This is a genomic window from Roseibium sp. RP-7 (assembly GCF_053005225.1).
Genome location: NZ_JBRKQA010000001.1, coordinates 1,148,408 through 1,169,515, shown reverse-complemented (window position 1 = coordinate 1,169,515; position 21,108 = coordinate 1,148,408). Strand labels below are relative to the sequence as shown.

Here is a 21,108-nt window from a genome sequence, read left to right as displayed (position 1 = left end):
ACCGGCAAAGAAGAAAGAAAGGGCGGCCGAAGCCGCCCTTCCGGAAAGATGTGCTTAGTTGCCCATCGTTTCTTCGGCTTCGATGGAAGCCTGCGTAGCTGCAAGCTCCGGATCGGAAACCAGGCCATACTGGGCCAGCGGGCCGTCCGGGCCGGCGATTTCGTCAGAAACGAAGAACTGAGCGTATTCTTTCAGGCCCGGGATAACGCCGATGTGTGCCTTCTTGATGTAGAAGAACAGCGGACGGGAAACCGGGTACTCACCCTTGGCGATGGTTTCGGTGGACGGAGCGATACCGGCCATCGTTGCCACTTTGAGTTTGTCGGTGTTGTTCTCGTAGAACGCCAGGCCGAAAACGCCAACGCCGTTCGGGTTGGAGTCGATGCGAGCCAGGGTCTCGGTGTAGTCGCCGTCGATGTCGACCGACTTGCCGTCCGTGCGGACTGCGATGCAGGCGTCTTCAGCGTCGTCTTCGGACATGCCGCCGTCGATCATGGCTTTCAGAGCGCCGGATTCTTCACAGCCAACAGCCAGAACTTTTTCTTCGAACACTTCACGGGTGCCGTGCTTGGTGCCCGGGATGAAAGCAGCGATTTCCGCGTCCGGCAGGGAAGCGTCAACTTCGGACCACTTGGTGTACGGGTTGTCGACGATCTGACCGTCCTTCAGGACTTTCGGGGACAGAGCGTTGAACCACTGAACCTGGGTGAATTCGTTGAAAGCCGGGCCGTCTTTCTGGGAAGCGAACACGATGCCATCGTAGCCGATGCGAACTTCGATGATGTCTTTCACGCCAGCTTCGGCACAAGCCTTGATTTCCTTCTCGCGGATAGCGCGGGAAGCGTTTGCGATATCGATGGTGTTTTCGCCAACGCCGGTGCAGAACTTCTTCAGACCAGCAGAGGAGCCACCGGATTCAACGACCGGTGTCGGGAAATCGGTGTTTTCGCCGAATGCTTCAGCAACGATGGAAGCATAAGGAAGAACCGTGGAGGAACCAGCAATCTGCACCTGGTCGCGAGCCTGAGCCGAACCAACGAATGCAGTGGAAGCAACGGCAAGAGCAGTTGCGCTAACGAGGGTCGTAAATTTCACTTGACCACTCCCTTTGAATGTCAAGGTTTCTAGATGATCACCGCGCTTGGATGTGCACGAGCGATGCGGGGAACCTAGGCTCCACGGATGAGAGTTCTATGACAGTTCCTTTTCAGTTTTGTGACAATTTAAGATGCTGAAATTACTCAAGAAAACCTGTTCCTTGACGGTTTTATGTCGCAAAGGGTCACAAAAACCCGTCTCGAGGTGCACATGGTGCAGCTCTCGCTTGCCTCGGCAAAGCTGACAGGCATCCCTTTTATCCATCTGGCGAGCGTTATGCCTGATCAGGGAGGCTTTCAGGCACCTGCCGCAGCGGCCGAACGGGGTTTTGCATTGCCCGGCTCGGCTCGATCAGAGTTGCAAGGCCGGCAACGCCATTGCGTCGGTCGCCTCTTGCCTGCGTTTTTCGGCAGACAGGGGAATCAGTCCCTTGCTCGCCAGATACCCATCGTCGCCCCAGGCCTCTTCGCTGGTGAAGGCAGCCACATACTCCTCCATGCCAGGAATAAGGCCGACGTGTTCCTTCTTGATGTAGAAAAACAGCGGGCGGGACACCGGGTATTCCCCTGAGGCAATCTTTTCGAACGTCGGCTCGACCCCGTTGACGCCAACGCTCTGGATCTTGTCCCGGTTCTGCATCAGGAAGGAATAGCCGAAGATGCCGACCGTCACGGGATTGGCCTCCAGAGCACCGACGATCAGGTCGTCGTTCTCGCCCGCTTCGACAAAGCTGCCGTCCCGGCGAATGCGCGTGCAACCGTCCTTTTCCAGATCCTTGACCGACTTGCAGCCTTCTTCCATGACAAGTTCTTCGAACGCGTCACGGGTGCCGGAGGTCGGAGGCGGTCCAAGCACCTCGATCTCCTCATTCGGCAAATCCGCGTCGATGTCCGACCAGGCAAGGTTGCCATTGTCGACAAGCTGTCCGTCCTTCGGAAGTTTCTCGGCCAGCGCCTCGAAAATCTGCTCCACGGTCAGGGTGAATTTCGGGCCATTGCGCGAATTGGCCAGCACGATGCCGTCATAACCGATTTCCACTTCGACCGGCGTGACGCCGTTTGCGAGACAGGTGTCCAGTTCCGAAGGCTTCATGCGCCTGGATGCATTGGTGATGTCCGGCGTGTGTTCACCAACGCCCTTGCAGAACAGGTTGAAACCGGCGCCTGAGCCCGTGGATTCGACAATCGGGAACTTTACGCCGTTGCTGCCGACTGCTTCTGCGACCGCGGTCGCAAACGGAAATACCGTGGACGAGCCGACGATAAGCAATCGGTCACGGGCTTCGGCGGTCAGGGATGCCAAACAAAAAACGCCACACAACACAGCGCGGGCTGAAAAATACATCGGCACGTTAAAACTCCTGGACAAAATGCTGGCGCGATCCGGCTAGACAGGCCTTCCTTCCGGCGGATCGCCTGACCGATCACAAAAGACTTTTCCGATCTTGCAGTGGCAAGTCTCTAGCAGTCTCGCGTCTCAGGAATACGACAGTCGCCAATCCGGCATCAGGCGGAGATCTTCTCGGGCAGACCTTCAACGTTCTCCATGGCAGGCAAACTGACCTTGAACGTCGCCCCCTGCCCCGGCTCGCTCTCCACCTCCAGCCGGCCCCTGTGGCGGGTCAGGATGTGCTTCACGATGGCAAGCCCGAGGCCCGTCCCCTTCATCGCCCGGCTCGATTCGACATCGACCCGGTAGAACCTCTCCGTCAGGCGCGGCAGATGCTCACGCGGGATGCCCTCGCCGTAGTCGCGTACCGAAAGTTGCCAGGTCGGTGCATCCTGCGGCGCCTGCGGTCTTTCAAGGCCAACGTCGACGAACTTGCCGTCATGGCCGTATTTCAGCGCGTTCTCGATCAGGTTTTCCGTTACCTGGATGAGTTCGTCCCTGTCGCCCCTGATCCGCACGGGGGTGTCCGGGAGCTGAAGCCGGATCTCGACGCCCATGTCGGAGGCCAGCGGAGACAGCGCATCGGTCGTATGCCGGACGATCTCTGACAGATCGACAGCATTTGCGGGCCGGACGTGCGCCTTCAGCTCGATCCGCGACAGTGACAGGATATCATCGATCAACCGGCGCATGCGCCCCGCCTGATCCAGCATGATCGACAAAAACCTGTCTCTCGCTTCCGGATCGTTGCGCGCAGGTCCTTGCAAGGTCTCGATAAATCCGGTGAGCGAGGCCAGCGGCGTGCGCAGTTCATGGCTGGCATTGGCGACGAAGTCCGTGCGCATGCGTTCAAGCCGGCGATTTTCTGTCAGGTCCTGAATGACCACCAGAATGAAGTCCGGCAAGCTCGGCATCTTTTCCAGGCCTGCGCTTCCGGGCATGTAGATCGGCGAGATATGAGCCTCGTACCAGGTTTCGGTCGGCACCTTCTCGATCCAGCTGATCTTCTCGGCCTCACCCGTTGTGCAGACACGGTCGAACGCTTCCAGCAGCGAAGGAGCCCGGAGCGAGAAGGACAGAGGATCCCCCGGTTTCACGCCTTCATAAATCGACAGCGCCTGCTTGTTGACATAGCGGGTGATGCCCCGCCCGTCGGCAACGAAGCAGGGTGTCGGCAACGCATCAACAGTGACCTTCATGCCCGTACCCGGCCACATCCTGCGGATTTCCCGCTGGGCATTCAGCTTGACCCTGCGGCTCGAAGACTTGCGCGGCACGAAACAGGCCACGACAACAATTGCCGCCATGGCGAGCAGCGCCGTCGTCAACGGCACTTCATGGACGATGACCGCGCCCGCGGCAGCAGCAAACGCGAACAGCAGAATCCAGCGGGCCTCGCCAAGTCGGGTCAGCGGCGATGCGGCCTGCCGGTCTTCAGCAGGTTCTTCGATTGGCGAAGGCGGTTGGGTCATGGACGGTCGAGCGAATTCGTTTCAGCAGTTAGGTGTCCCGAGTGCAGACACTATTTCGACGTCTCAGTAAATGTGCAAGGCCGGAATAGGGAGATCGGGGCAGCATCGGACCACTCCCCTAACACGGAAAGCATGTCAGCCAAGCGACAGTCAAATACACCCCTGAAAATGGGCTCCGACCCACCAACGCTCTTCGCGTCAGGTGAACCGAAACTTCCGAACCGGCACCAAATACCCGCACCAATCACCGATTTTGAGGCAAGGGATGTCTGGCGGCGGATTTCAGGTTGTCCAGAATACGCGGCCAGCCATCAGGCTGGCGCATGCGTTCCAGATATTCCGCTCCCGCTTCGCCATGTCTCAGAAACTCACTGTGAACGATTTCAAGGCGCGTGCTGTCCCCGGCCTCGCGGAAGTTCACCATGACACGACTTGCCGTCGCAGGATCCGCAACTTCCTCGCCATCCCGGCTGACCTGCCAGGCCAGACGAATGTAAAGCGGCGGTTCCAGTGAGAGGACGGTTCCCCAGACCCTGTGCTGGCCTTCACTGTCTATCTCATAACAGCTACCGCCCGCATAGGGATCGATACCCGCCTGAACCTTGCCCTCGCCCGCATCCTTGAAAGGCGATGTCCACCACAGATCAAGCCGGTCGACAAACAGTGAAAACGCCTGGCTCCGCGGCAGATTCAACATGCCTTCAACCCGGCACTCGGTGTCATGTGTCATGATTTTCCGTCAAATTCGTTCTTTCCAACCCCAAACGCACTGTTTCACATTTGGACCCGGCTTGGCAAAGTACCGCTTCCCTAGCCGATTCAAACGTCAGATACATGACGTACAGACCGAGGCAGAACCTGCCGAAACTGTCGCCCCTGGCGGAACCAACTGGAGACATCATGAAGCACGATCGCACGTTCGATCCGCAATATGGAACTGCCGTCGAGCTGATGCCGGGCGTGCGCCGGCTAACGGTTAACAACCCGGGGCCTTTCACCTTTCACGGCACCAACAGCTATCTGCTGGGGACCAATCGGCTGATCTGCGTTGACCCCGGGCCTGCCCTGGAAGGCCAGGTCGACACCATCTTGAAGGCTGCACAAGGCGCAGTCATCGAGGCGATCCTGATCACCCACACGCATGTGGATCATTCGCCGGGCGCACGGCTGTTGAAAGAAAGAACCGGTGCCGAGATCATCGGGTGCGGGCCGCACCGGCCGGCACGCGCGCTTCTTGAAAACGAGGTCAATCCGCTCGACGCCAGCGGCGACAAGGACTACGCGCCCGACAGGTTGCTGGAAGATGGCGAGATGTTCGAGGCCGCAGGCATTTCGCTTGAAGCCGTCGCCACCCCCGGCCACACGTCCAACCATCTGTGTTTTGCCCTTGCCGGGGAACCGGTTCTGCTGTCCGCCGATCACGTCATGGGCTGGTCGACATCGGTCGTCGCCCCACCCGACGGCAGCATGCGGGACTACATGGCCTCGATCGACAAACTGCTGGCCCGTTCCGAAACCGTCTATCTACCCGGACACGGCGGTATTGTTCGCAATGCCATCGACTACGTCCGCGACCTGAAGCGGCACAGGCACGACCGGGAAGCCTCTATCCTTCATGAACTGGCAAAAGGCGAAAGATCGATTCCGGAAATCGTATCGGTGCTCTATGCAGCGGTTGATCCGGCGCTGCACCCGGCAGCAGGTCTGTCCGTATTCGCGCACCTGGAGGACCTTGCGGACAGAGGCCGCGTCGAGGCCAGTCCGGAGCTGTCTCTTGCCGCCCGCTATCGCCTCACCGGCTGAGCCTGCAAGCGATCAGCCTTCCAGATCGACCGCATCCAGACCTTCGGCAACCGGCGCATCCTCGTCCTCGAAATAGGGTTTGAAGCTCGGCAACGGAATGGTCTCGCGCAAGTCTTCAACCGGTTCGGCCGGCAGGTCTTCTTCCAGCTCTGTCTCGTCGACCGACAGCCGCGCCAGATCGCCGTATGTTTCCAGGAGCACACGGTCGATCTCGCTGAAGACAAGACGGATGCGGTCCGCATTGTCGGTCAGGTCCTTCAGCGGTGTGCGCGAACGCGAACGGACGTCAAGCAGGGCCCCCACCGAATCCGGCCGGACGCGCAGTACGATATCGTGTTTCAATCCCAGAATCTGCGAAGTGCCCTCGGCCTGCAGATAGGTCGGTGCATCGAGGAGATCGGGCGGCAATTCGTCAACGACCTGCCAGTTCAGACCTTCAAGCGCCTTGACACTCGCCGCATGCAGTTGAGCGGTAGAAATGCGGTATCGGCGCGGAACGATATCGGGGTAAAGACGGTCTTCCGCCGAATTGGCCACAGCAGTCATGCCCGGCGCGGCACCCGTATAAGCGGCAACGGCCGGCCAGACGTCTTCAACAAGCGCGGTGTTCAGCCAGTCGAGAAAAGGCTGTTCGCTTGAAGCCACATTCGTTTCAAGTTCGGGTGGATCGGTTCGGTTGGTGGCCAGGTCGCTCGCTCCCGCGTGCATGACCAGCATTCCGACCACAAGCACAGGCGTCGCAAGCGCCAGCAGCCCCAGGAACAAACCTGTGAGCGCCGCCGGCACGCCGGGTCCGCCATAGGTCCAGATCCGGTGGAAGCCGAACAGGGCAAGCAGGATGGCGGCGAGCGCAATCGTAGCCGCTGCAATCAGAGACAGGACAAACACATCCGCGTCGATCAGGCCGAACCGCTTTGCCAGAAAGGCAATTGCCGCGAGCGCCAGCGCCACGGAGCCGGTCGTGCGACTGGCCGGTGCCGAAGCTGTTTTATAGACGGCGTAGCGCTTCATGAGATCCTATCTCGCCTGGCTTGCCGCATCTGCGCGGCAAGGTGTCCACCTGATTGTTTCTTCGTTTACAGCCAATTTGTCAAAAATGAACTTCACTTCGACAGCGAACACATCATACATTCCTTCTGGGCAAACGATAAACGTGCAAGCAAGACACGCCGGAAATACAGTTGCAAATCGGGGTAAGGCATGACCGGATTGCGGTCCCGTCATACGGCGAGCGAACAGGAACACCGCGCTGCCGGTGACGGAAAACAAAAGGCGTTTTCACCATTTGGCTTGTTTCGGCCAGGCTCTGCCAATATCTGCCTGTGCCACCTGCTGGTTCTGACGATACTCCTGTCGCCCATCGCCCTGGCATTTGCGATCCTCTATGCCGAACCGGGAGGACGCTGGCTGCAAGCCCACTACCATTACCTGCGGACAACCATTGCCCTCTTGGTCATAGGCCTCGGCACAGGAGGCCTGATGATCCTTCTGGGAGCTTCGATCTCTTCTGCATTGATGCTGGCCGGACTGGGGCTTTGTGCCACGACGGTACTGCTCAGCTACGCGCGATCGCTGCTAGGATTCTGCAGTGCCTTGCGAGGCTCTCCACTACGGAATCACAGAAGCTATTTCATATGAATGGGCAGTCATATACTTGCTCAAATGACTGGCAGGCCTAATTCGTAAATAAATCCTTACCGTATTACTTCAAATCCGGCCGGGATTCGTTACATCTTGTTATTGTTTTTGACTGGCCGATTTCCGCCAATAAGCGCATGCTTTTTCACATCCATTGCGAAAATCGGCTGAAAGGCGTGTTTTCTGCCTTCCGTTTGCCGCAATTGGATACGACATGCACACCGCCCGCGAGCCATGAAAACTTTAACCCAGAGAGCGGGCACTGGAAAAGACAACGGACGAGACAAATGTCTGAGCAATCTGCCCGCCCTGCCCCGAAGCAAAGCGCCGATGCGAAACTGGTGAACCTCTACAAGCCCGTCGGCATCGCAGCCCTCAATGCAGCTGCCCTTTGCAAGAATTCGGGCACGGTGGCCAAAAAGAAGAACTGAGCCGCTGCGCTATAGCGTCCGAAGACGCGGCAAGCCGCTGGTGACGGCCAGCTTGCCATGTTGTTTCGAGACGCTGTTTGACGGCCGGCGTGACCGGTCCAGGATAGCGTTCGGACATACAATCGGTGACGATTGAATGTCCGCCATCCTGAAGCGGCCAAGCCCCGTCGGGGTGCCGCAAAATCACTTTCTTCAGACGGTTGCCGTCTTCCGATCTGTTGGGCAAACTGCCGCCGAACAGGGCACGCTCCGTGTCCTTCGGCGGAGATTGCCTGCATGATCATTGCCTACTGCCCGACCGTCAAAGGTCTGGAGCGTCTTGAGCTTGCCTCCGGCGCCCCCCTTCCGACCACGTCTGTATGGATCGACCTGATCGCCCCGACGCAGGAAGAGCAAAAGGCAGCAGAAAAGCTGATGGGCGCGGAAATCCCGACACGGGACGAGATCGCCTCCATCGAAACCTCCGAACGCCTTTACCTGGAGCCCGGCGCCGTGGTGATGACCGCGCAGCTTCCGATCGCCACGCAGATGATCGACCCGGCGCTTTCGTCTGTCACATTTGTCGTCAATGCCAAGCGGCTGGTGACTGTGCGCTATGGCGAACCGAAATCCATCGCCCTTCTGTCGCGCAAGGTTCAGGCCGATTCGACTATCGCCCACAAGGGGCCGGCTGTCCTCTTCACGATGCTCGACATCATCGTCGACCGGTGTGCCGATGAAATGGAAAGCGCGTCAGCGCGGTATGACAAGCTGGCAGTGCAGGTGTTCGGCGACGGCCTCAACATGCGCAAGACCGCAAGCTATCAGATCGCCATCAAGCAATTGGGGCAGATCGGACTGCATGTGTCCAAGATGCACGATGTCTGCACCAGCCTGTCGCGGATGATGCTTTACCTCAGCACACATGCCAAACGTCTGAACCTGAACGAAGAGCAGGAAGCCGACTGCAAGATGTTCGGCAGGGACATCCATTCCATCAAGGAACACGGCGACGCACTGGACAACAAGCTGTCCTTCCTGCTGGACGCAACGGTCGGCCTCGTCACGCTGGAGCAGAACCAGATCTCGAAGATCTTTACGGTCGTCAGCGTGATCTTCCTGCCGCCGACCTTGATCGCATCGATCTACGGTATGAACTTTGCCAACATGCCCGAGCTGAACTGGCAGCTCGGGTTCCTGTTCTCGTTGGGCCTGATGGTGTCGTCAGTCGGGCTGACGTTCCTGTTCTTCCGCTGGAAACGCCTGCTTTAACCGGTCCGGCATCTTGCAAGTTCCAGCCCTGGTCGCAGGCGCGTTACGGATACAGGCGCGCCTTGGACCATGGCTGATCCGCGCCAGTTCGGGTGAACTGCACGCGGTCATGAAGCCGGAACGGCCGGTCGTGCCAGAATTCGATGGAAACCGGCACCAGGCGCATGCCTGACCAGTGGTCGGGCCGCGGAATGTCGCCGATACCGAACTTGGCGGTATATTTCGCTACTTCCTTTTCCAGCGCGAAACGGCTTTCCAGCGGCCGCGATTGCCTGGACGCCCAGGCACCGATCCGGCTGCCGCGCGGCCGGGAGCGGTAGTACTCGTCCGCTTCCTCGTTCGAAACCTGTTGGACCAGACCACGAATGCGAACCTGCCGGCGCAAGGACTTCCAATGGAAGCACATGGCAGCCTTGCCGGCGGAGAGCAGCTCCTGCCCCTTGGCGCTTTCGAAATTTGTGTAAAAAACAAAGCCGCGTTCGTCGAAGTCCTTCAGCAGAACCATCCGCACATTCGGCAGGCCGTCTGGGTCGACGGTCGACAGCGCCAGTGCGTTGGGATCATTGGGCTCCGAAGCCCTGGCGTCCTCAAGCCATTCTGCAAAAAGCTCAAATGGCTTCACTACCTCTGTAAAGTCACCTTTTGTTAACTCTTCAGGGGGATCTTTAAGGTCTGTCATCGGTAACCTGTCGAAGGAAACGACAGCCTTTAAAGCGGCTCGAATAAGCCGGACCGGGGGGCTGCCTGAAAAATGTATCGTATGCGTTCATATACTGCCGGGCACATAAAGATCCAACCCTTAGCCGCACTTTGCATGGCCATTGCAACCGCACTTGGCGGCTGTAGCCAGTTGTCCGTTCCGGTGGGCAGCAACAACATCGATTCCCCGACAGTCCTGACCGGCTCCATTCCGTCCGCATCCGACGTCGCCTATGCCGATATCAACGAGGACGACCGGTCTGTGATCGCGCAGAACCTCGACACTATCAGCCAGGACCTTGCCGCCGGAAAGCCGACGCAGGCCTTGTCGCTGACGTGGCTCAACGCGATCAGCGGCAATTCGGGCACATTGTCGAACATCAATGCCTCCACCTACAGCGAGACAGGCTGTCTCGGCTTTCAGACGACGGCGAATACCATCGTCGGCATCAAGCTGTACTCCGGCACGGCCTGCCGGGACATCACGCAAAAATTCGCGGTCACCAGCCTGACTGTCGCCGAAGCTTGAACCCCGTCAAAAAACCGCTAAAACCGGAAGGTCCTCAAGACGAATTCGGGGTCTGGAATTTTTTCCTATCCATCCCGATATAGAGGACAAGTCCGGTCAAGCATGACCTGCTAAACTTGCACGCTTGTGTTCGGCTCGCCGAACGGAGCAGTGCGCGGGGCAGCCTGCCGGAAAATCTTAGGAACCTGGTGAGACGAATGCGTGATCCCTATAGCGTTCTCGGGGTGGCAAAATCTGCCAGCGAGAGCGAAATCAAGAAGGCCTTTCGGAAGCTGGCCAAAAAATACCATCCGGATCAGAACAAGGATGATCCGACGGCCGCACAGCGTTTTTCCGAAGCAAATCAGGCCTATGAAATTGTCGGCGACAAGGAAAAACGTGCCAAGTTCGACCGTGGAGAAATCGATGCGGAGGGCAAGCAGCGCTATCAGGCGCATGGTTTTGACGGCTTTTCCGGATATGAAGACTTCGGCGGTGCACGCACCCAGAAGACATCCGGTGGCGGCGGCAGTTTCGACGATATTCTGAACGACATTTTCGGCAGCTTCGGCGGTGGCCGTGCACGCGCCGGCGCAGGTGCAGGTGCAGGCGCTGGACCCGGTGCAGGTTTCGGCGGCGGCGCCCGCGCGAAGGCGCCCCCCAAGACAAAAGGCGCCAACGCGGAAATCGTCGCTCGCGCCTCGTTGGAAGACATCGTCAACTCCGGCAAGACCCAGGTAACGCTTCCAAGCGGCAAGACGGTGAATGTTACCCTGCCCAAGGGGGTGGTCGAAGGCGAAAAGATCCGGCTCAAGGGCCAGGGGCACCCGGGGGAAAACGGCGGTCCTGCAGGCGACGCCCTGGTCGAGATCCGCTTCAAGCCTCACAAGCTTTTCGAAGTGAAGGGATCCGACCTCCACCTCGACCTGCCTCTGACACTTTATGAAGCTGTTCTGGGCGCAAAGGTGCGTACGCCGACCCTGTCCGGTGCTGTCAACCTGACCATTCCGGCCAACGCCTCCAGCGGCAAATCCATGCGGCTGAAGGGCAAAGGCCTGCCGACCAAGACCGGTGGTCATGGCGACCTTCTGGTCAAGCTGCAGATCGTAATGCCGCCGCATGGCGACGACGAGTTGGACACGCTGATGCGGGCCTGGAAGGAAATCACTCCGTACCGTGCACGCGGACCGGAATTCGACTAGGCGGCCCCCTCGTCAACTGTTGACCGTCACCTCGCCCCGCCAGTGCCACTGGTGGGGCGACGTTTTTCGATCTTCCACATCTTCGCCTCAGGTCAGTCTCCAATTTCTAAACAGCTAGATCTTGCAAATTTACATAACTAGTTATATATCAAGTTATGTAAATGGAGTGACCCATGAGCGAAGATGTCGTCCGCGCGCTTGGCTATGCCACCCTGGGCAGCCGGCTGAAACGGATCGGGGAAATGCTGCAGGCACAAACGCAGATCGTTGCGGCCGAGCTTGCCGACACCAGTCTGCCGACGCCGCACAACCCTGTTCTTGCCGCACTCGACCGGCAAGGCCCGCTGAGTATCGGCGATCTGGCGAAGACCCTTGGCCAGAGCCAACCGGGCGTTACCAGAACGATCAACAAGATGAAGTCGGATGGACTGGTTGAATCCGTTCCCTCGCAACAGGACCGTCGCGTGACGACAATCGGCCTGACCGACAAGGGAGTAGCCCTCGTCGCCCATCTGAAAGAAACGCTCTGGCCCGCGATCACACTGGCAGTTGCCGATGCCTGCAACAGTCTGGAAGGTCCTTTGCTGGACCAGCTTGCAGGTCTGGAGGATGCCCTTTGCACGAGGCCGCTGTCCGTCCGCTGCAAGGACAGGCCCTTGCAGGACTGGAACTCTCTGCAAACGCCCCCGGAGATTGAACGATGATCAAGCGCATCTGGCATGGCTGGACGGACCCCGGCATGGCCGACACCTATGCCCATGTTCTCACGACACAGGTCATTCCGGGCATCGAGGCGAAAGCCATTCCCGGCTATCTCGGCATCGAGGTCCTTCGAAGGAACCTGGAAACCGAGGTGGAGTTCATCACCATCATGAGTTTCCGCTCGCTTGACGACATCATCGCGTTTCAAGGCCCGGATTACGAGCGCTGTTATGTGCCCGATGCCGCCCGGGACGTGTTGAAGCGATGGGATCTGATTTCACAACACTATGAGCTCGAAGATGCACGCAGTTACGAATGAACCGAGCCGGGACAGCCTTCTGAAGCGGGTTGTCTGGTCAGCCCTGACTTCCCGGCATGCGCAATTCAGCCAGGGGGGCGACCTTGCCCGCCGTTTCGATCCGGCCATCTCCCCCTTTGCGGCAGCGGCGAACAACTCGCCCGAAGCTCTGGCCGCGCTGGCGGGACTGATTCAACCTGGTGACGACCGGGCTTTCATACTACAGGCGGACGACATCGCCCTGCCCCATGAACTTGAGGCAGAGATTACCGCGCTGGGTGTTCTCATGGTGGAAGTTTCCCCGTCAGCAGGCCCATCCCGATCGACTTCAATCGTGCAGCTGGACGAAACCGATGTCCCGGAGATGGTCGAGCTTGCAACGCTTACAAAACCGGGTCCGTTCACCGCTCGCACGCCGGAGCTGGGCACTTTCTTCGGCATCAGGCTGGACGGCCGTCTGGCTGCAATGGCGGGTAGCAGGATCAACCTCGACGGCTATACGGAAGTCAGCGGGATCTGCACTCATCCCGATTTCCGAGGCAGAGGCCTGGCATCCGAGCTCTCTCTTCATGTGACTGAAGTCATCAGGAACCGCGGCGACATTCCGTTCCTTCACGCCTATGCGGACAATCACGGAGCAATCGCCCTCTACCGCAAGCTGGGTTTCGAGATATGGCGGGAGGTCAACGTAGCCGTTGTCAGGCGCAAGGCTCAGATCGACCCGGACTGATCCCTCACATCGGAATTGCGCCGGTCTCTTTCCTCCTGAAACTGAGAAAGACGTTGGCGAAGATATTTCGAAGCCGACCGGTAATGGCTTGGACCGGCGGCTTCCGCCCAGCGTCCCGTCGTCCACTTGTTGTTGGAGCCTTTCATCGGTTCGCCGTAGAGTTCGTCATTCTCCAGACTTTCCACGAGGGCGAGCAGTTCGGCATGGTTTCCCTCCAGAAGGGATCGCACCGATCGCCAGGAAAGACCGGATTGCTTTTGCCGCAAGTCGGCATTGTATCTGGGTGTCTCGTTCCACTTGTAGCCTTTGGCCGGAAACCAGACCGGTCTGCCGGCCTGGCCGTCCCGGTACCAGCCCAGAAACAGGTCTATCCAGTGGGCCCGGTGACCGACGATATCCTTTGGCGATATGCCGTCCGCATCCTTTTCAAGACGCAGCATCGCGGGCAAGTCATCGAGGAGCGTTTGCAGCTTTGAAAACTCGCTCTCGCTTGCGGCGAGCAATTCCGTTTTCGTGGTTGCAGGCATTCCGCTCTCCCGTGACCACAACATTCAGTGCGAACTATGCGGAGCTAAAGCCTTGTTGGCCCGTGGCGACTACAAGCTTCGCCCGCACCAGATGGTGCCATGAGATCCGCTGTTGCTGACTGTCAGAACCGGACGGAACTCCCGTGCTGTCCAGAAAGCGAGCCCGGCTTCGTTGGCAGCGCTCACCCCGGCATGAACGGCCGATACACCCTTCAGTTTTGCAGCGGCAATCCAGGCGTCCAGCAGCCTCGTGCCAACTCCCCTCCCGCGCGCACGCGACAAGAGGTTCATGTGAATATGCGCCGGATATTCATCGATGACGGCCTGTGGCACGGGCGACGGATTGTGGATCGTGCGGATCCGCTGATCATCGGCTGACTGCTCGGTTTCCTGCTGCACCGGTTCCGGGTAACGTTCCCGCAAAGTCGGCCACCATTCCCGCTCCAGTTCGTGTTCGAAAGCCCGTGTATCGCTGACGCCGACGGCATAACCGAATACGCCGAGATCATCTTCAGCGACAAAGCTGATGGGACCTTTCAAAGCCACATAGGGCCCTGCGTAGATATGGCCGATCAATGCGGGGTCAGAATAAAGATCCGTGGCGTCGCGCCCGGCCTGGCCGGTTTTCAGGCAGATATCGTAAACGGCTTCCAGGTCCCGAAGCTCGGCCCGCCGAACGATCATGGTATCAGTCATAAGCATCCGATTTCTGTCTTCAATGGTCCCGGATCATGGCGAATGGAGATCTGCGGTTTACCTGTCCTGCCAGCCGTACCACCAGTAAGCGCCCTGAAGATAGAGTTTGCGCAGTGACGGCAGGGGAAACCTTGCAAAAGGCCGGCGCAGGGCAACCGGCAGATCTTCCGGCTGAAGCTTGCCGAGGATCAGACCGGCGACCTTCTCCCCCGAAATCGATGCCATTGCTATGCCGCTGCCATGCCACCCCATTGCGGCATAGACGCCGCCAAGCCCGGGCACTTCCCCAACAAAGGGGGTCAGATTTCGCGCCAGGCACACATGTCCATACCAGCTGTGTTCGGCCTCAATGCCCGCCCAGGCAGGAAACATCTCGTCGAAATCCGACCTTGCACGCTTGTACATCGCCGCGAGCGACTGGGCATTTTCGAAGATGCCACCGCGCGTTCCGAACAGGAACCGCCGGTTGGGCAACAGGCGGAAATAATGCAAAAGGTTACGAGTGTCGGCAGCCATGGTGTCGGAGGTCCAGCCCTGTGCGGCAAGTTCACCCTCGCTCAGGGGGCGGGTCACCAGGATTGACGACATGACCGGCAGCGTACGCCCGTGCAGCCATTTGGGCGCATCCTCGCGTGCATAACCATTACCCGCCAGGACAACCTTCCGGGCCCGAATGAAGCCGTGTTCGGTCTCCAGTTGCCAGCGGTCATTGTCCCGGGTCATCCCTGTCACCGGCGACTTGCCGAAGATCTTGCCGCCGGCTCGGCGCACCTGATCCGCCAGGGCCTGGACATAGGCCATCGGATTGAGTGCAAAGCCGTAGGGTACTTGCAGTCCGCCGTGGAATGTCGGCCCGCCATAGCCTTCCGCGTCCAGGTCCGTCTTGGAAAGCACTCGGGCCTTGATGCCGAAGTTCTCCTTCAGGAACGCTGCTTCCGCCTGAAAGCCGGCGAAATCCTTCCGCCGGTGGGCAAGATAGATTTCCCCATTGGAATGGCGGTCGGCGTCAACACCCCAGCTGTCGAGCCTCTGGGCAACCAGATTGACGCCCGCGACTTGATAGGCAACGAAACGGCGCGCTTCCTCGAGGCCGAATTTCTTGATGAGACGGCGTTCATCGAGTTTGGTACCACCCAGGCAACAAAATCCGCCGTTGCGGCCCGAAGCGCCGTAACCAACGTGTTCCGCTTCCAGAACGCATACGGAAACGCCTGCCTTCGCGAGCCGTAGCGCTGCGCTCAGCCCGGCGAACCCGGCGCCGATAATCGCAACATCGAAAAGCGCGTTGCCGATGAGCTGCCGGTCCAGCTTGACCTGCGGAACGCTGGCTTCCCAGTAACTGCCGATCGTCCGGCGCGCTTCTGTACGGCTCTGCGGCATCTCAGAACCCGAGCCTGTCCCGCAGAGAGAACCACGTCATGGCAAGTACCAGAAGCGGGAAGCGCAGCCGGTCACCGCCGGGGAATGCCGGTACGTTCAGTTTTTCAAAGACGTCGAACCGACCCGCAGTTCCCGTCACGGCTTCCGCCAGCACCTGACCACCAAGGGTTGCCATGGCAACGCCGTGGCCGGAGTACCCACCTGCGGTCAGCATGTTGGGCGCAATCCTTGAGAAATAGGGCATGCGCTTGGGCGTAATCGCCAGCGTACCGCCCCAGCCGTAATCGATGGCCACGTCGCTGAGCTGGGGGAAGATTTCCAGCATCGGTTCCCGCACGAACGCCTTGATGTCTTCCGGAAAGCGATAGCCGTAATTCTCACCGCCACCGAAAAGCAGCCGGCGGTCTGCCGACAGGCGGAAGTAGTTGATGACGAACTTGCTGTCGGCCACGGCGACGTTGTTGCGGATGATCTTTTGCGCCTCGTCTTCCGAAAAGGGCTCCGTTGCGACAATGAAATTGTTGATCGGCATGACGTGCGCGGCGGTCTGCCGGTCGAGGCGGCCGAGATAACCGTTGCACGCCAGAATGACGTGCTCTGCACGAACGTCGCCCTGCCCCGTCCTCACGGTGATCCGTCCCGTGCCCTGGCCGTCAATGCCGGTGACCTTGGTTTCCTCGAAAATCCTTGCCCCTGCCGCTTCGGCTGCCTGCCCGAGACCCAGTGCGAAATTGAGCGGATGCAGATGGCCTGCGCCCGTGTCCAGAGAGCCGCCGTAATACCGGGGACTGCCGACCTGTTCGCCGATTTCATCCGGACCGACAAAGCGAATGTCCTCATAGCCGTAGACGAGCCTGAGATGCTCGACATAGTCCCGGCTTTCCTCGACAAAACTCTTGCGGTGATCGGCATGCAGTATCCCCGGCGTGTAGTCGCAGGCGATCTGGTGCTTGATGATCAGGTCCTTGACCAGCGCCTTGGAATCCTCGGCAAGGTCCCACAGCAATCTGGCGTGAGACTTGCCATGGCGTTCTTCCAGAACCGTCTGGTCCATGCGCTGGCCGGAACCGACCTGGCCGCCATTGCGGCCCGAGGCGCCCCACCCGATCCGGTTGGCTTCCAGGAGGATGACGTCAACACCCCGTTCAGCCAGATGCAATGCAGCCGATAGCCCCGTATAACCGCCACCGATGACGCAGACCGTGCAGGTGTGTGAGCCATCGAGAACCGGGTGAGCCGTTTGCCTGTTGGCAGTTGCAGCGTAATAGGAAGGTGGGTGTTGACCTGGCGTGTCATTAGCTGTCAGGAGATCAAGCGCAGTCAGCATGTCGGAAGCCAGGCTCCTCTTATCAACATGAATTTCCGTGGCCGGGAGTGGTACGCCACATTCCCTTGTTCAGCAGCCAGTTTCAAGGTGTAATCAGGTGATGGCAGGCAAGTTTTGCCTGATTTTGCAAGCTCTTGAGGCTCCCGCTACGTCAGCAAGCCCGGACAGCTCGGCTCAGATGACGCAAAAGGAAGGCAAAACTGTGTTTGGTCCTGTAGAACATCCCTGGTTTGATGCGCTTTGGCGCAGAATTGTTCTGGTCGCTTTTTGCGCCGGCTGGACCGGAGTGGAATATGCATTCGGCAATATCACCTGGGTCTACATCATGGCGGCAATCACCGCCTATGCCGCCTGGGCGTACCTGTTCAACTACAAGGGGCCTGACGACCCGAGCCGGGTGACCCGTCCGCGGATGGAAGACGATGAAGGTTGATGCCTCTGGCATGATTTCGGCCGGCCGCCTTCAGGCTCTCTGGTCCCGGATCCTGAAACAGGCGTTTCGCGCCATACTTCTGATTTGCTGTGCTGGTGCTGCATCGGCGCAGGAGGATACGTCAGCTCTCGATGTCCTCAACAAGCGCTGCGTCGTCTGCCACGGCTGCTATGACGCGCCTTGTCAGCTCAAACTGTCATCCGCCGCGGGCTGGATGCGCGGAGCAAGCAAGCAGAAAGTCTACGATTCCTCGCGTCTGGAAGATGCTCCGATGACACGCCTCGGGATCGACGCAAAGTCTGTTCCGGGCTGGCGCGCCAAGGGTTTCTTCGACGTTGTCGGTGCACAGGACGGGCCATCCGTTCTGGAACAACTGCTGCTGGCCGGCCGCAAGAATTCGTTCAAGCTCGGAGCGCCGCTTCCTGACGACATCGACATTTCGACGCTGCGTGCAAACACCTGCGCCATGCCCGGCAAGGTGAATGACTATCTCAAGGAACACCCGCAGGGCGGCATGCCCTTTGCCATGGCGCCGCTTGCAGATGGCAACTACGAGACCCTGCTGTCCTGGGCCAGGGATGGGGCACCTGCACCGGACGCCGGCAAAGGATTGCCACAGAGTGTCGAACAGTCGGTGCACACCGTCGAAACGTTCTTCAACCGCGGCGACAAACGGTCGAAACTTGTCGCGCGCTATATCTATGAACATCTGTTCCTGGCCCATCTGCACCTGGAAGGCGATGACCAGAACCGCTTCTTCCGCATAATCCGTTCCAGAACCGCGACCGGGTCGCCTCCAGATGAGATTGCCTCGCGCCGACCCTTTGACGATCCAGGTGGCCCCTTTCATTACAGGCTCATCCCGATTGACGGCACCATCCTGCACAAGGAGCACATGGTCTATGAGATCGGCCCCAAACGCCTGAACCGCTATGAAGACCTGTTCCTGAAAAGCGACTGGGAGATTGCGAGCCTGCCGCCCTATTCAACGGCTGCAGGCGGCAACCCGCTGTCGACGTTCCGCGCCATTCCTGCCCGCAGCCGCTACCAGTTCCTGCTGGACGAAGCGCTTTATTTTGTCCGCTCTTTCATTCGTGGTCCGGTCTGCTACGGCCAGGTCGCGGTGAACGTGATCGAGGACCGTTTCTGGGTCTCCTTCCTGACACCCGACGCAGATCTCTCCGTCACCGACCCGAGCTTCCTGGAAGCCGCGACCCCGATCCTCGAACTGCCGGTTGCCCAGTCAAAGGGAAAACTGTCCAAGCGTCTGGAAGGCTTCCTGTCGCTCGGACCGGTCAAGTATCAGGAGTTTCGCAAGGGGCGGTATGAACGCAAGTTCCTGGCGGAAGGCGGCCCCGACTACGGTGACATCTGGCAAGGTGACGGCTCCGAAGTCGATGCCCGTCTGACCGTCTACCGTAATTTCTCTTCCGCCTCGGTGGTGACAGGCTTCGTCGGCGCGGTGCCCGAAACCGCCTGGGTAATCGATTTCCCGCTGTTCGAGCGGATCTACTACAATCTCGTTGCCGGGTTCGATGTCTTCGGCAACGTGGAACACCAGCTTACGACACGCCTTTATATGGACAGCCTGCGCCGTGAAGGAGAGCGAACCTTCCTGTCGTTCCTGCCGCCACAAGTGCGCAAACCCATGCACGAAAGCTGGTATCAGGGTCCGCTTGTCAGCATGGTCGATCTCTGGAAGGAAAGCGCGCTCGACACCAGGTCTCCGACAGGTATCGCCTTTTCCACCAGCGATCCCAAGGAGGAATTCCTCACGGAGCTGCTGCGCGAACCTGCTGGCCTGTGGGCTGAACAAGACCCTATCAACCGCTGCACCGGCAATGCCTGTGCGTCCAGTGACACGCCTGCCGGGCAACTACGCCCGCTTGCCCAGAAACCTGCGCCATATGCAAAGTTCCTGCCTGATATCTCGGTTCTGCTCGTGGAAACGGAACGGGACACGCAGGTCTTTACCCTGGTGCATGACATGGCCCACAGCAACGTTGCCTTCATCTTCAACGAGGATCTGCGCCGCGAACCCCAGAACGACAGCGTGACGGTCGTGCCCGGCCAGTTCAGCAGCTATCCGAATTTCATGTTCAAGGTGAAACAGGATCAGCTGCCGGCCTTCGTGGAGACGGTTCGGGAGATCAGGTCACAAGATGATTTCCTCAAGCTCGTTGACCGTTTTGGCGTCCGCAGAACCGACCCGGAATTCTGGACCGACTTCGACCGGATCCAGACCGCCCTGAAAGACCAGGACACCCTTCAGGCGGGCCTGCTAGACCTCAATCGATACCGCGATCCCAAACCGCTCGACCCGATTGACCGGTTGTTCGAGTTCACCTTCTCGCTGGATTAGTCTTGTAGCTTGAGCGGGTGAGCTTTTGCTCAGCCAAACTCTCTTCCTCATCCTGAGTGTCTGATCCGAAAGGGATGCTCGGGGCGACTGTGACGCGCAAGTTCGTTATACGACCCACGTCAACTGCGTCCTCTGATACTTTCAAGCCAAACTATGAGAAGCGGCGTCTCGAAGAATGAACCGGAATTTGTTGCGATCAACCAGGCAAGCAGTTCGTGTCCCTGGACAAATTGCTCATCCCGCTTCGCCGCCAAGTTCCCGGAACATCCAGTCGCAAAAGACTTGGGCGTCGGGGCCGAGTGCCTGACGCGAGCCGTCGGTGACGAGATAGTAGCTGTGCCGGCTCTTTATCTTCTTGTCCGATGAACGGATCAGCCGGCCGCTGTCGAGATACGGCTGGGCGAGCGTTTCCAGAACCAGAGCGTGTCCGTGGCCGAGAGCAGCCAGTTCCAGGGCCGAGAGGGTCTGGTCGACCTGCAGGCCGTTGCGTTTTGGAACCGCATGACCGTGGCTGCGGAAGAAACTTTCCCAGGTGTCGATCACACCCATGATGTCGAGCCGGGTTGCTTCCGCCAGCGCCTCGATTTCACGCTTGCCAGGGTCAAGCGCCAGATCCGGATGACAGACCGGGATGATCGGGTCGTTCAACAGAAACGCCACCACTCCGTCAGTCCAGCTGCCGTCGCCGAAGCGGATATCGATGTCGAACAATTCCGGGCTGAGAGTTTCCGCCCAGGAGGCCGAGATCATCTGCAGGTCGATGCCCGGATGTGCCTCCTGAAAAGCGCGCAGACGCGGGATCATCCAGAGCTGGCCGAAGCTGTTGAGGCATCGAAAACGAACCGGCTGCCTGTCCCGCTCGCCAAACACCGAGACGGTGGCGATGGAAAGATCCGAAAACGCCTTCTCGACCGTCGGCAGGTAAGTCTGCCCCAGTCTGGTCAGGGCCAGTTCCCTGTGAACACGGTCGAACAGCGGGTAGCCGAGGAGCTGTTCCAGCTGGCGAACCTGGTAGCTGACAGCAGCCGGAGTGATCAGCAACTCCTCCGCCGCCCGGGTGAAGTTCCCCAGGCGCGCAGCCGCCTCGAAGGCGCGCAGCCATATGAGCGGTGGCAGGCTGTAGGCCATTTCGTCTTCCTTTTTTCATCAGGTGCTGAAGCTG

22 protein-coding genes are annotated in these 21,108 nt (G+C 59.1%); 11 read left to right on the top strand and 11 right to left on the bottom strand.

Features of this window, described 5'->3' with window-relative positions:
* Positions 1-54: 54 nt before the first annotated feature.
* The 4 genes from ACVDG9_RS05330 to ACVDG9_RS05315 form a co-directional block, all read right to left on the bottom strand.
* Entirely contained in the window at positions 55-1,095 is a 1,041-nt protein-coding gene (locus tag ACVDG9_RS05330) for a substrate-binding domain-containing protein (protein ID WP_023001818.1), read from the bottom strand.
* A gap of 354 nt (positions 1,096-1,449) precedes the next feature.
* Positions 1,450-2,442 (bottom strand): substrate-binding domain-containing protein, encoded by a 993-nt coding sequence (locus tag ACVDG9_RS05325; RefSeq protein ID WP_051990213.1) that lies wholly within the window; start codon positions 2,440-2,442, stop codon positions 1,450-1,452.
* Between the two features lie 161 nt (positions 2,443-2,603).
* Positions 2,604-3,959: an ATP-binding protein gene (locus ACVDG9_RS05320; RefSeq protein WP_228869523.1), complete on the bottom strand. Its 1,356-nt coding sequence runs from the start codon at positions 3,957-3,959 to the stop codon at positions 2,604-2,606.
* A gap of 244 nt (positions 3,960-4,203) precedes the next feature.
* The gene (locus tag ACVDG9_RS05315) at positions 4,204-4,689 is read right to left on the bottom strand and encodes an SRPBCC family protein (protein WP_023001821.1); all 486 of its coding nucleotides are present in this window, start codon (positions 4,687-4,689) and stop codon (positions 4,204-4,206) included.
* A 170-nt stretch (positions 4,690-4,859) separates the two neighbouring features.
* Here ACVDG9_RS05315 and ACVDG9_RS05310 point away from each other — a divergent pair, with 170 nt between their 5' ends.
* The gene (locus ACVDG9_RS05310; protein ID WP_447237431.1) at positions 4,860-5,762 is read left to right on the top strand and encodes an MBL fold metallo-hydrolase; all 903 of its coding nucleotides are present in this window, start codon (positions 4,860-4,862) and stop codon (positions 5,760-5,762) included.
* 12 nt (positions 5,763-5,774) lie between these two features.
* On the opposite strand, the gene ACVDG9_RS05305 is transcribed toward ACVDG9_RS05310, so the two are convergent.
* Entirely contained in the window at positions 5,775-6,773 is a 999-nt protein-coding gene (locus tag ACVDG9_RS05305) for a DUF1499 domain-containing protein (RefSeq protein ID WP_062490049.1), read from the bottom strand.
* Between the two features lie 189 nt (positions 6,774-6,962).
* Between ACVDG9_RS05305 and ACVDG9_RS05300 the strand changes: the two genes are divergently transcribed.
* From ACVDG9_RS05300 to ACVDG9_RS05290, 3 genes are all read left to right on the top strand, one after another.
* Positions 6,963-7,400, top strand: coding sequence for a hypothetical protein (locus tag ACVDG9_RS05300; RefSeq protein WP_023001825.1), 438 nt, complete (start codon positions 6,963-6,965; stop codon positions 7,398-7,400).
* A gap of 287 nt (positions 7,401-7,687) precedes the next feature.
* Positions 7,688-7,831, top strand: a complete 144-nt coding sequence (locus tag ACVDG9_RS05295) for a hypothetical protein (RefSeq protein ID WP_023001827.1) — start codon at positions 7,688-7,690, stop codon at positions 7,829-7,831.
* Positions 7,832-8,107: 276 nt separating this feature from the next.
* Positions 8,108-9,082, top strand: a complete 975-nt coding sequence (locus ACVDG9_RS05290; RefSeq protein WP_055658081.1) for a magnesium transporter CorA family protein — start codon at positions 8,108-8,110, stop codon at positions 9,080-9,082.
* A 43-nt stretch (positions 9,083-9,125) separates the two neighbouring features.
* On the opposite strand, the gene pdxH is transcribed toward ACVDG9_RS05290, so the two are convergent.
* The gene (pdxH, locus tag ACVDG9_RS05285; protein ID WP_152507431.1) at positions 9,126-9,761 is read right to left on the bottom strand and encodes a pyridoxamine 5'-phosphate oxidase; all 636 of its coding nucleotides are present in this window, start codon (positions 9,759-9,761) and stop codon (positions 9,126-9,128) included.
* 135 nt (positions 9,762-9,896) lie between these two features.
* On the opposite strand from pdxH, the gene ACVDG9_RS05280 reads away from it, so the two are divergent.
* The 5 genes from ACVDG9_RS05280 (at position 9,897) to ACVDG9_RS05260 (ending at position 13,221) form a co-directional block, all read left to right on the top strand.
* Positions 9,897-10,310, top strand: a complete 414-nt coding sequence (locus ACVDG9_RS05280; RefSeq protein ID WP_055658077.1) for an RT0821/Lpp0805 family surface protein — start codon at positions 9,897-9,899, stop codon at positions 10,308-10,310.
* A 197-nt stretch (positions 10,311-10,507) separates the two neighbouring features.
* Entirely contained in the window at positions 10,508-11,491 is a 984-nt protein-coding gene (locus tag ACVDG9_RS05275) for a DnaJ C-terminal domain-containing protein (protein ID WP_228869526.1), read from the top strand.
* 173 nt (positions 11,492-11,664) lie between these two features.
* A complete protein-coding gene (locus ACVDG9_RS05270) occupies positions 11,665-12,195 on the top strand; it encodes a MarR family winged helix-turn-helix transcriptional regulator (protein ID WP_055658073.1) in 531 nt (176 codons plus the stop codon).
* Positions 12,192-12,512, top strand: a complete 321-nt coding sequence (locus ACVDG9_RS05265) for an antibiotic biosynthesis monooxygenase family protein (RefSeq protein ID WP_075281439.1) — start codon at positions 12,192-12,194, stop codon at positions 12,510-12,512. Before ACVDG9_RS05270 ends, ACVDG9_RS05265 begins: the two co-directional genes overlap by 4 nt.
* Positions 12,493-13,221: a GNAT family N-acetyltransferase gene (locus tag ACVDG9_RS05260; RefSeq protein WP_447237430.1), complete on the top strand. Its 729-nt coding sequence runs from the start codon at positions 12,493-12,495 to the stop codon at positions 13,219-13,221. Before ACVDG9_RS05265 ends, ACVDG9_RS05260 begins: the two co-directional genes overlap by 20 nt.
* Here ACVDG9_RS05260 and ACVDG9_RS05255 read toward each other — a convergent pair.
* The 4 genes from ACVDG9_RS05255 to ACVDG9_RS05240 all read right to left on the bottom strand — a co-directional run bounded on the left by ACVDG9_RS05255 (position 13,203) and on the right by ACVDG9_RS05240 (position 17,151).
* Positions 13,203-13,748, bottom strand: a complete 546-nt coding sequence (locus ACVDG9_RS05255; RefSeq protein WP_077290636.1) for a ClbS/DfsB family four-helix bundle protein — start codon at positions 13,746-13,748, stop codon at positions 13,203-13,205. The genes ACVDG9_RS05260 and ACVDG9_RS05255 overlap by 19 nt on opposite strands.
* Positions 13,749-13,817: 69 nt before the next feature.
* The gene (locus ACVDG9_RS05250; protein WP_447237429.1) at positions 13,818-14,444 is read right to left on the bottom strand and encodes a GNAT family N-acetyltransferase; all 627 of its coding nucleotides are present in this window, start codon (positions 14,442-14,444) and stop codon (positions 13,818-13,820) included.
* Positions 14,445-14,501: 57 nt separating this feature from the next.
* Complete coding sequence (locus ACVDG9_RS05245; protein ID WP_447237428.1) at positions 14,502-15,824, bottom strand: NAD(P)/FAD-dependent oxidoreductase; 1,323 nt, start codon at positions 15,822-15,824, stop codon at positions 14,502-14,504.
* Position 15,825: 1 nt separating this feature from the next.
* A complete protein-coding gene (locus ACVDG9_RS05240; RefSeq protein WP_447237427.1) occupies positions 15,826-17,151 on the bottom strand; it encodes an NAD(P)/FAD-dependent oxidoreductase in 1,326 nt (441 codons plus the stop codon).
* A 202-nt stretch (positions 17,152-17,353) separates the two neighbouring features.
* Between ACVDG9_RS05240 and ACVDG9_RS05235 the strand changes: the two genes are divergently transcribed.
* Positions 17,354-17,584, top strand: a complete 231-nt coding sequence (locus ACVDG9_RS05235) for a hypothetical protein (RefSeq protein WP_208984440.1) — start codon at positions 17,354-17,356, stop codon at positions 17,582-17,584.
* A complete protein-coding gene (locus tag ACVDG9_RS05230) occupies positions 17,574-19,946 on the top strand; it encodes a fatty acid cis/trans isomerase (protein ID WP_447237426.1) in 2,373 nt (790 codons plus the stop codon). The genes ACVDG9_RS05235 and ACVDG9_RS05230 overlap by 11 nt, the downstream gene beginning before the upstream one ends.
* 234 nt (positions 19,947-20,180) lie before the next feature.
* Here the strand turns inward: ACVDG9_RS05230 and ACVDG9_RS05225 are convergent, their stop codons facing one another.
* Positions 20,181-21,074, bottom strand: a complete 894-nt coding sequence (locus ACVDG9_RS05225) for a LysR substrate-binding domain-containing protein (protein WP_447237425.1) — start codon at positions 21,072-21,074, stop codon at positions 20,181-20,183.
* Positions 21,075-21,108 lie beyond the last annotated feature (34 nt).

Bases quoted from the DNA above. Each gene is read 5' to 3' on its own strand.
- pdxH (WP_152507431.1), bottom strand. From the start codon at position 9,761: ATGACAGACCTTAAAGATCCCCCTGAAGAGTTAACAAAAGGTGACTTT.
- ACVDG9_RS05225 (WP_447237425.1), bottom strand. From the start codon at position 21,074: ATGGCCTACAGCCTGCCACCGCTCATATGGCTGCGCGCCTTCGAGGCG.
- ACVDG9_RS05260 (WP_447237430.1), top strand. From the start codon at position 12,493: ATGCACGCAGTTACGAATGAACCGAGCCGGGACAGCCTTCTGAAGCGG.
- ACVDG9_RS05320 (WP_228869523.1), bottom strand. From the start codon at position 3,959: ATGACCCAACCGCCTTCGCCAATCGAAGAACCTGCTGAAGACCGGCAG.
- ACVDG9_RS05250 (WP_447237429.1), bottom strand. From the start codon at position 14,444: ATGACTGATACCATGATCGTTCGGCGGGCCGAGCTTCGGGACCTGGAA.
- ACVDG9_RS05245 (WP_447237428.1), bottom strand. From the start codon at position 15,824: ATGCCGCAGAGCCGTACAGAAGCGCGCCGGACGATCGGCAGTTACTGG.
- ACVDG9_RS05280 (WP_055658077.1), top strand. From the start codon at position 9,897: ATGGCCATTGCAACCGCACTTGGCGGCTGTAGCCAGTTGTCCGTTCCG.
- ACVDG9_RS05310 (WP_447237431.1), top strand. From the start codon at position 4,860: ATGAAGCACGATCGCACGTTCGATCCGCAATATGGAACTGCCGTCGAG.
- ACVDG9_RS05230 (WP_447237426.1), top strand. From the start codon at position 17,574: ATGAAGGTTGATGCCTCTGGCATGATTTCGGCCGGCCGCCTTCAGGCT.
- ACVDG9_RS05295 (WP_023001827.1), top strand. From the start codon at position 7,688: ATGTCTGAGCAATCTGCCCGCCCTGCCCCGAAGCAAAGCGCCGATGCG.
- ACVDG9_RS05240 (WP_447237427.1), bottom strand. From the start codon at position 17,151: ATGCTGACTGCGCTTGATCTCCTGACAGCTAATGACACGCCAGGTCAA.
- ACVDG9_RS05315 (WP_023001821.1), bottom strand. From the start codon at position 4,689: ATGACACATGACACCGAGTGCCGGGTTGAAGGCATGTTGAATCTGCCG.
- ACVDG9_RS05255 (WP_077290636.1), bottom strand. From the start codon at position 13,748: ATGCCTGCAACCACGAAAACGGAATTGCTCGCCGCAAGCGAGAGCGAG.
- ACVDG9_RS05325 (WP_051990213.1), bottom strand. From the start codon at position 2,442: ATGTATTTTTCAGCCCGCGCTGTGTTGTGTGGCGTTTTTTGTTTGGCA.
- ACVDG9_RS05275 (WP_228869526.1), top strand. From the start codon at position 10,508: ATGCGTGATCCCTATAGCGTTCTCGGGGTGGCAAAATCTGCCAGCGAG.
- ACVDG9_RS05270 (WP_055658073.1), top strand. From the start codon at position 11,665: ATGAGCGAAGATGTCGTCCGCGCGCTTGGCTATGCCACCCTGGGCAGC.
- ACVDG9_RS05300 (WP_023001825.1), top strand. From the start codon at position 6,963: ATGACCGGATTGCGGTCCCGTCATACGGCGAGCGAACAGGAACACCGC.
- ACVDG9_RS05265 (WP_075281439.1), top strand. From the start codon at position 12,192: ATGATCAAGCGCATCTGGCATGGCTGGACGGACCCCGGCATGGCCGAC.
- ACVDG9_RS05290 (WP_055658081.1), top strand. From the start codon at position 8,108: ATGATCATTGCCTACTGCCCGACCGTCAAAGGTCTGGAGCGTCTTGAG.
- ACVDG9_RS05305 (WP_062490049.1), bottom strand. From the start codon at position 6,773: ATGAAGCGCTACGCCGTCTATAAAACAGCTTCGGCACCGGCCAGTCGC.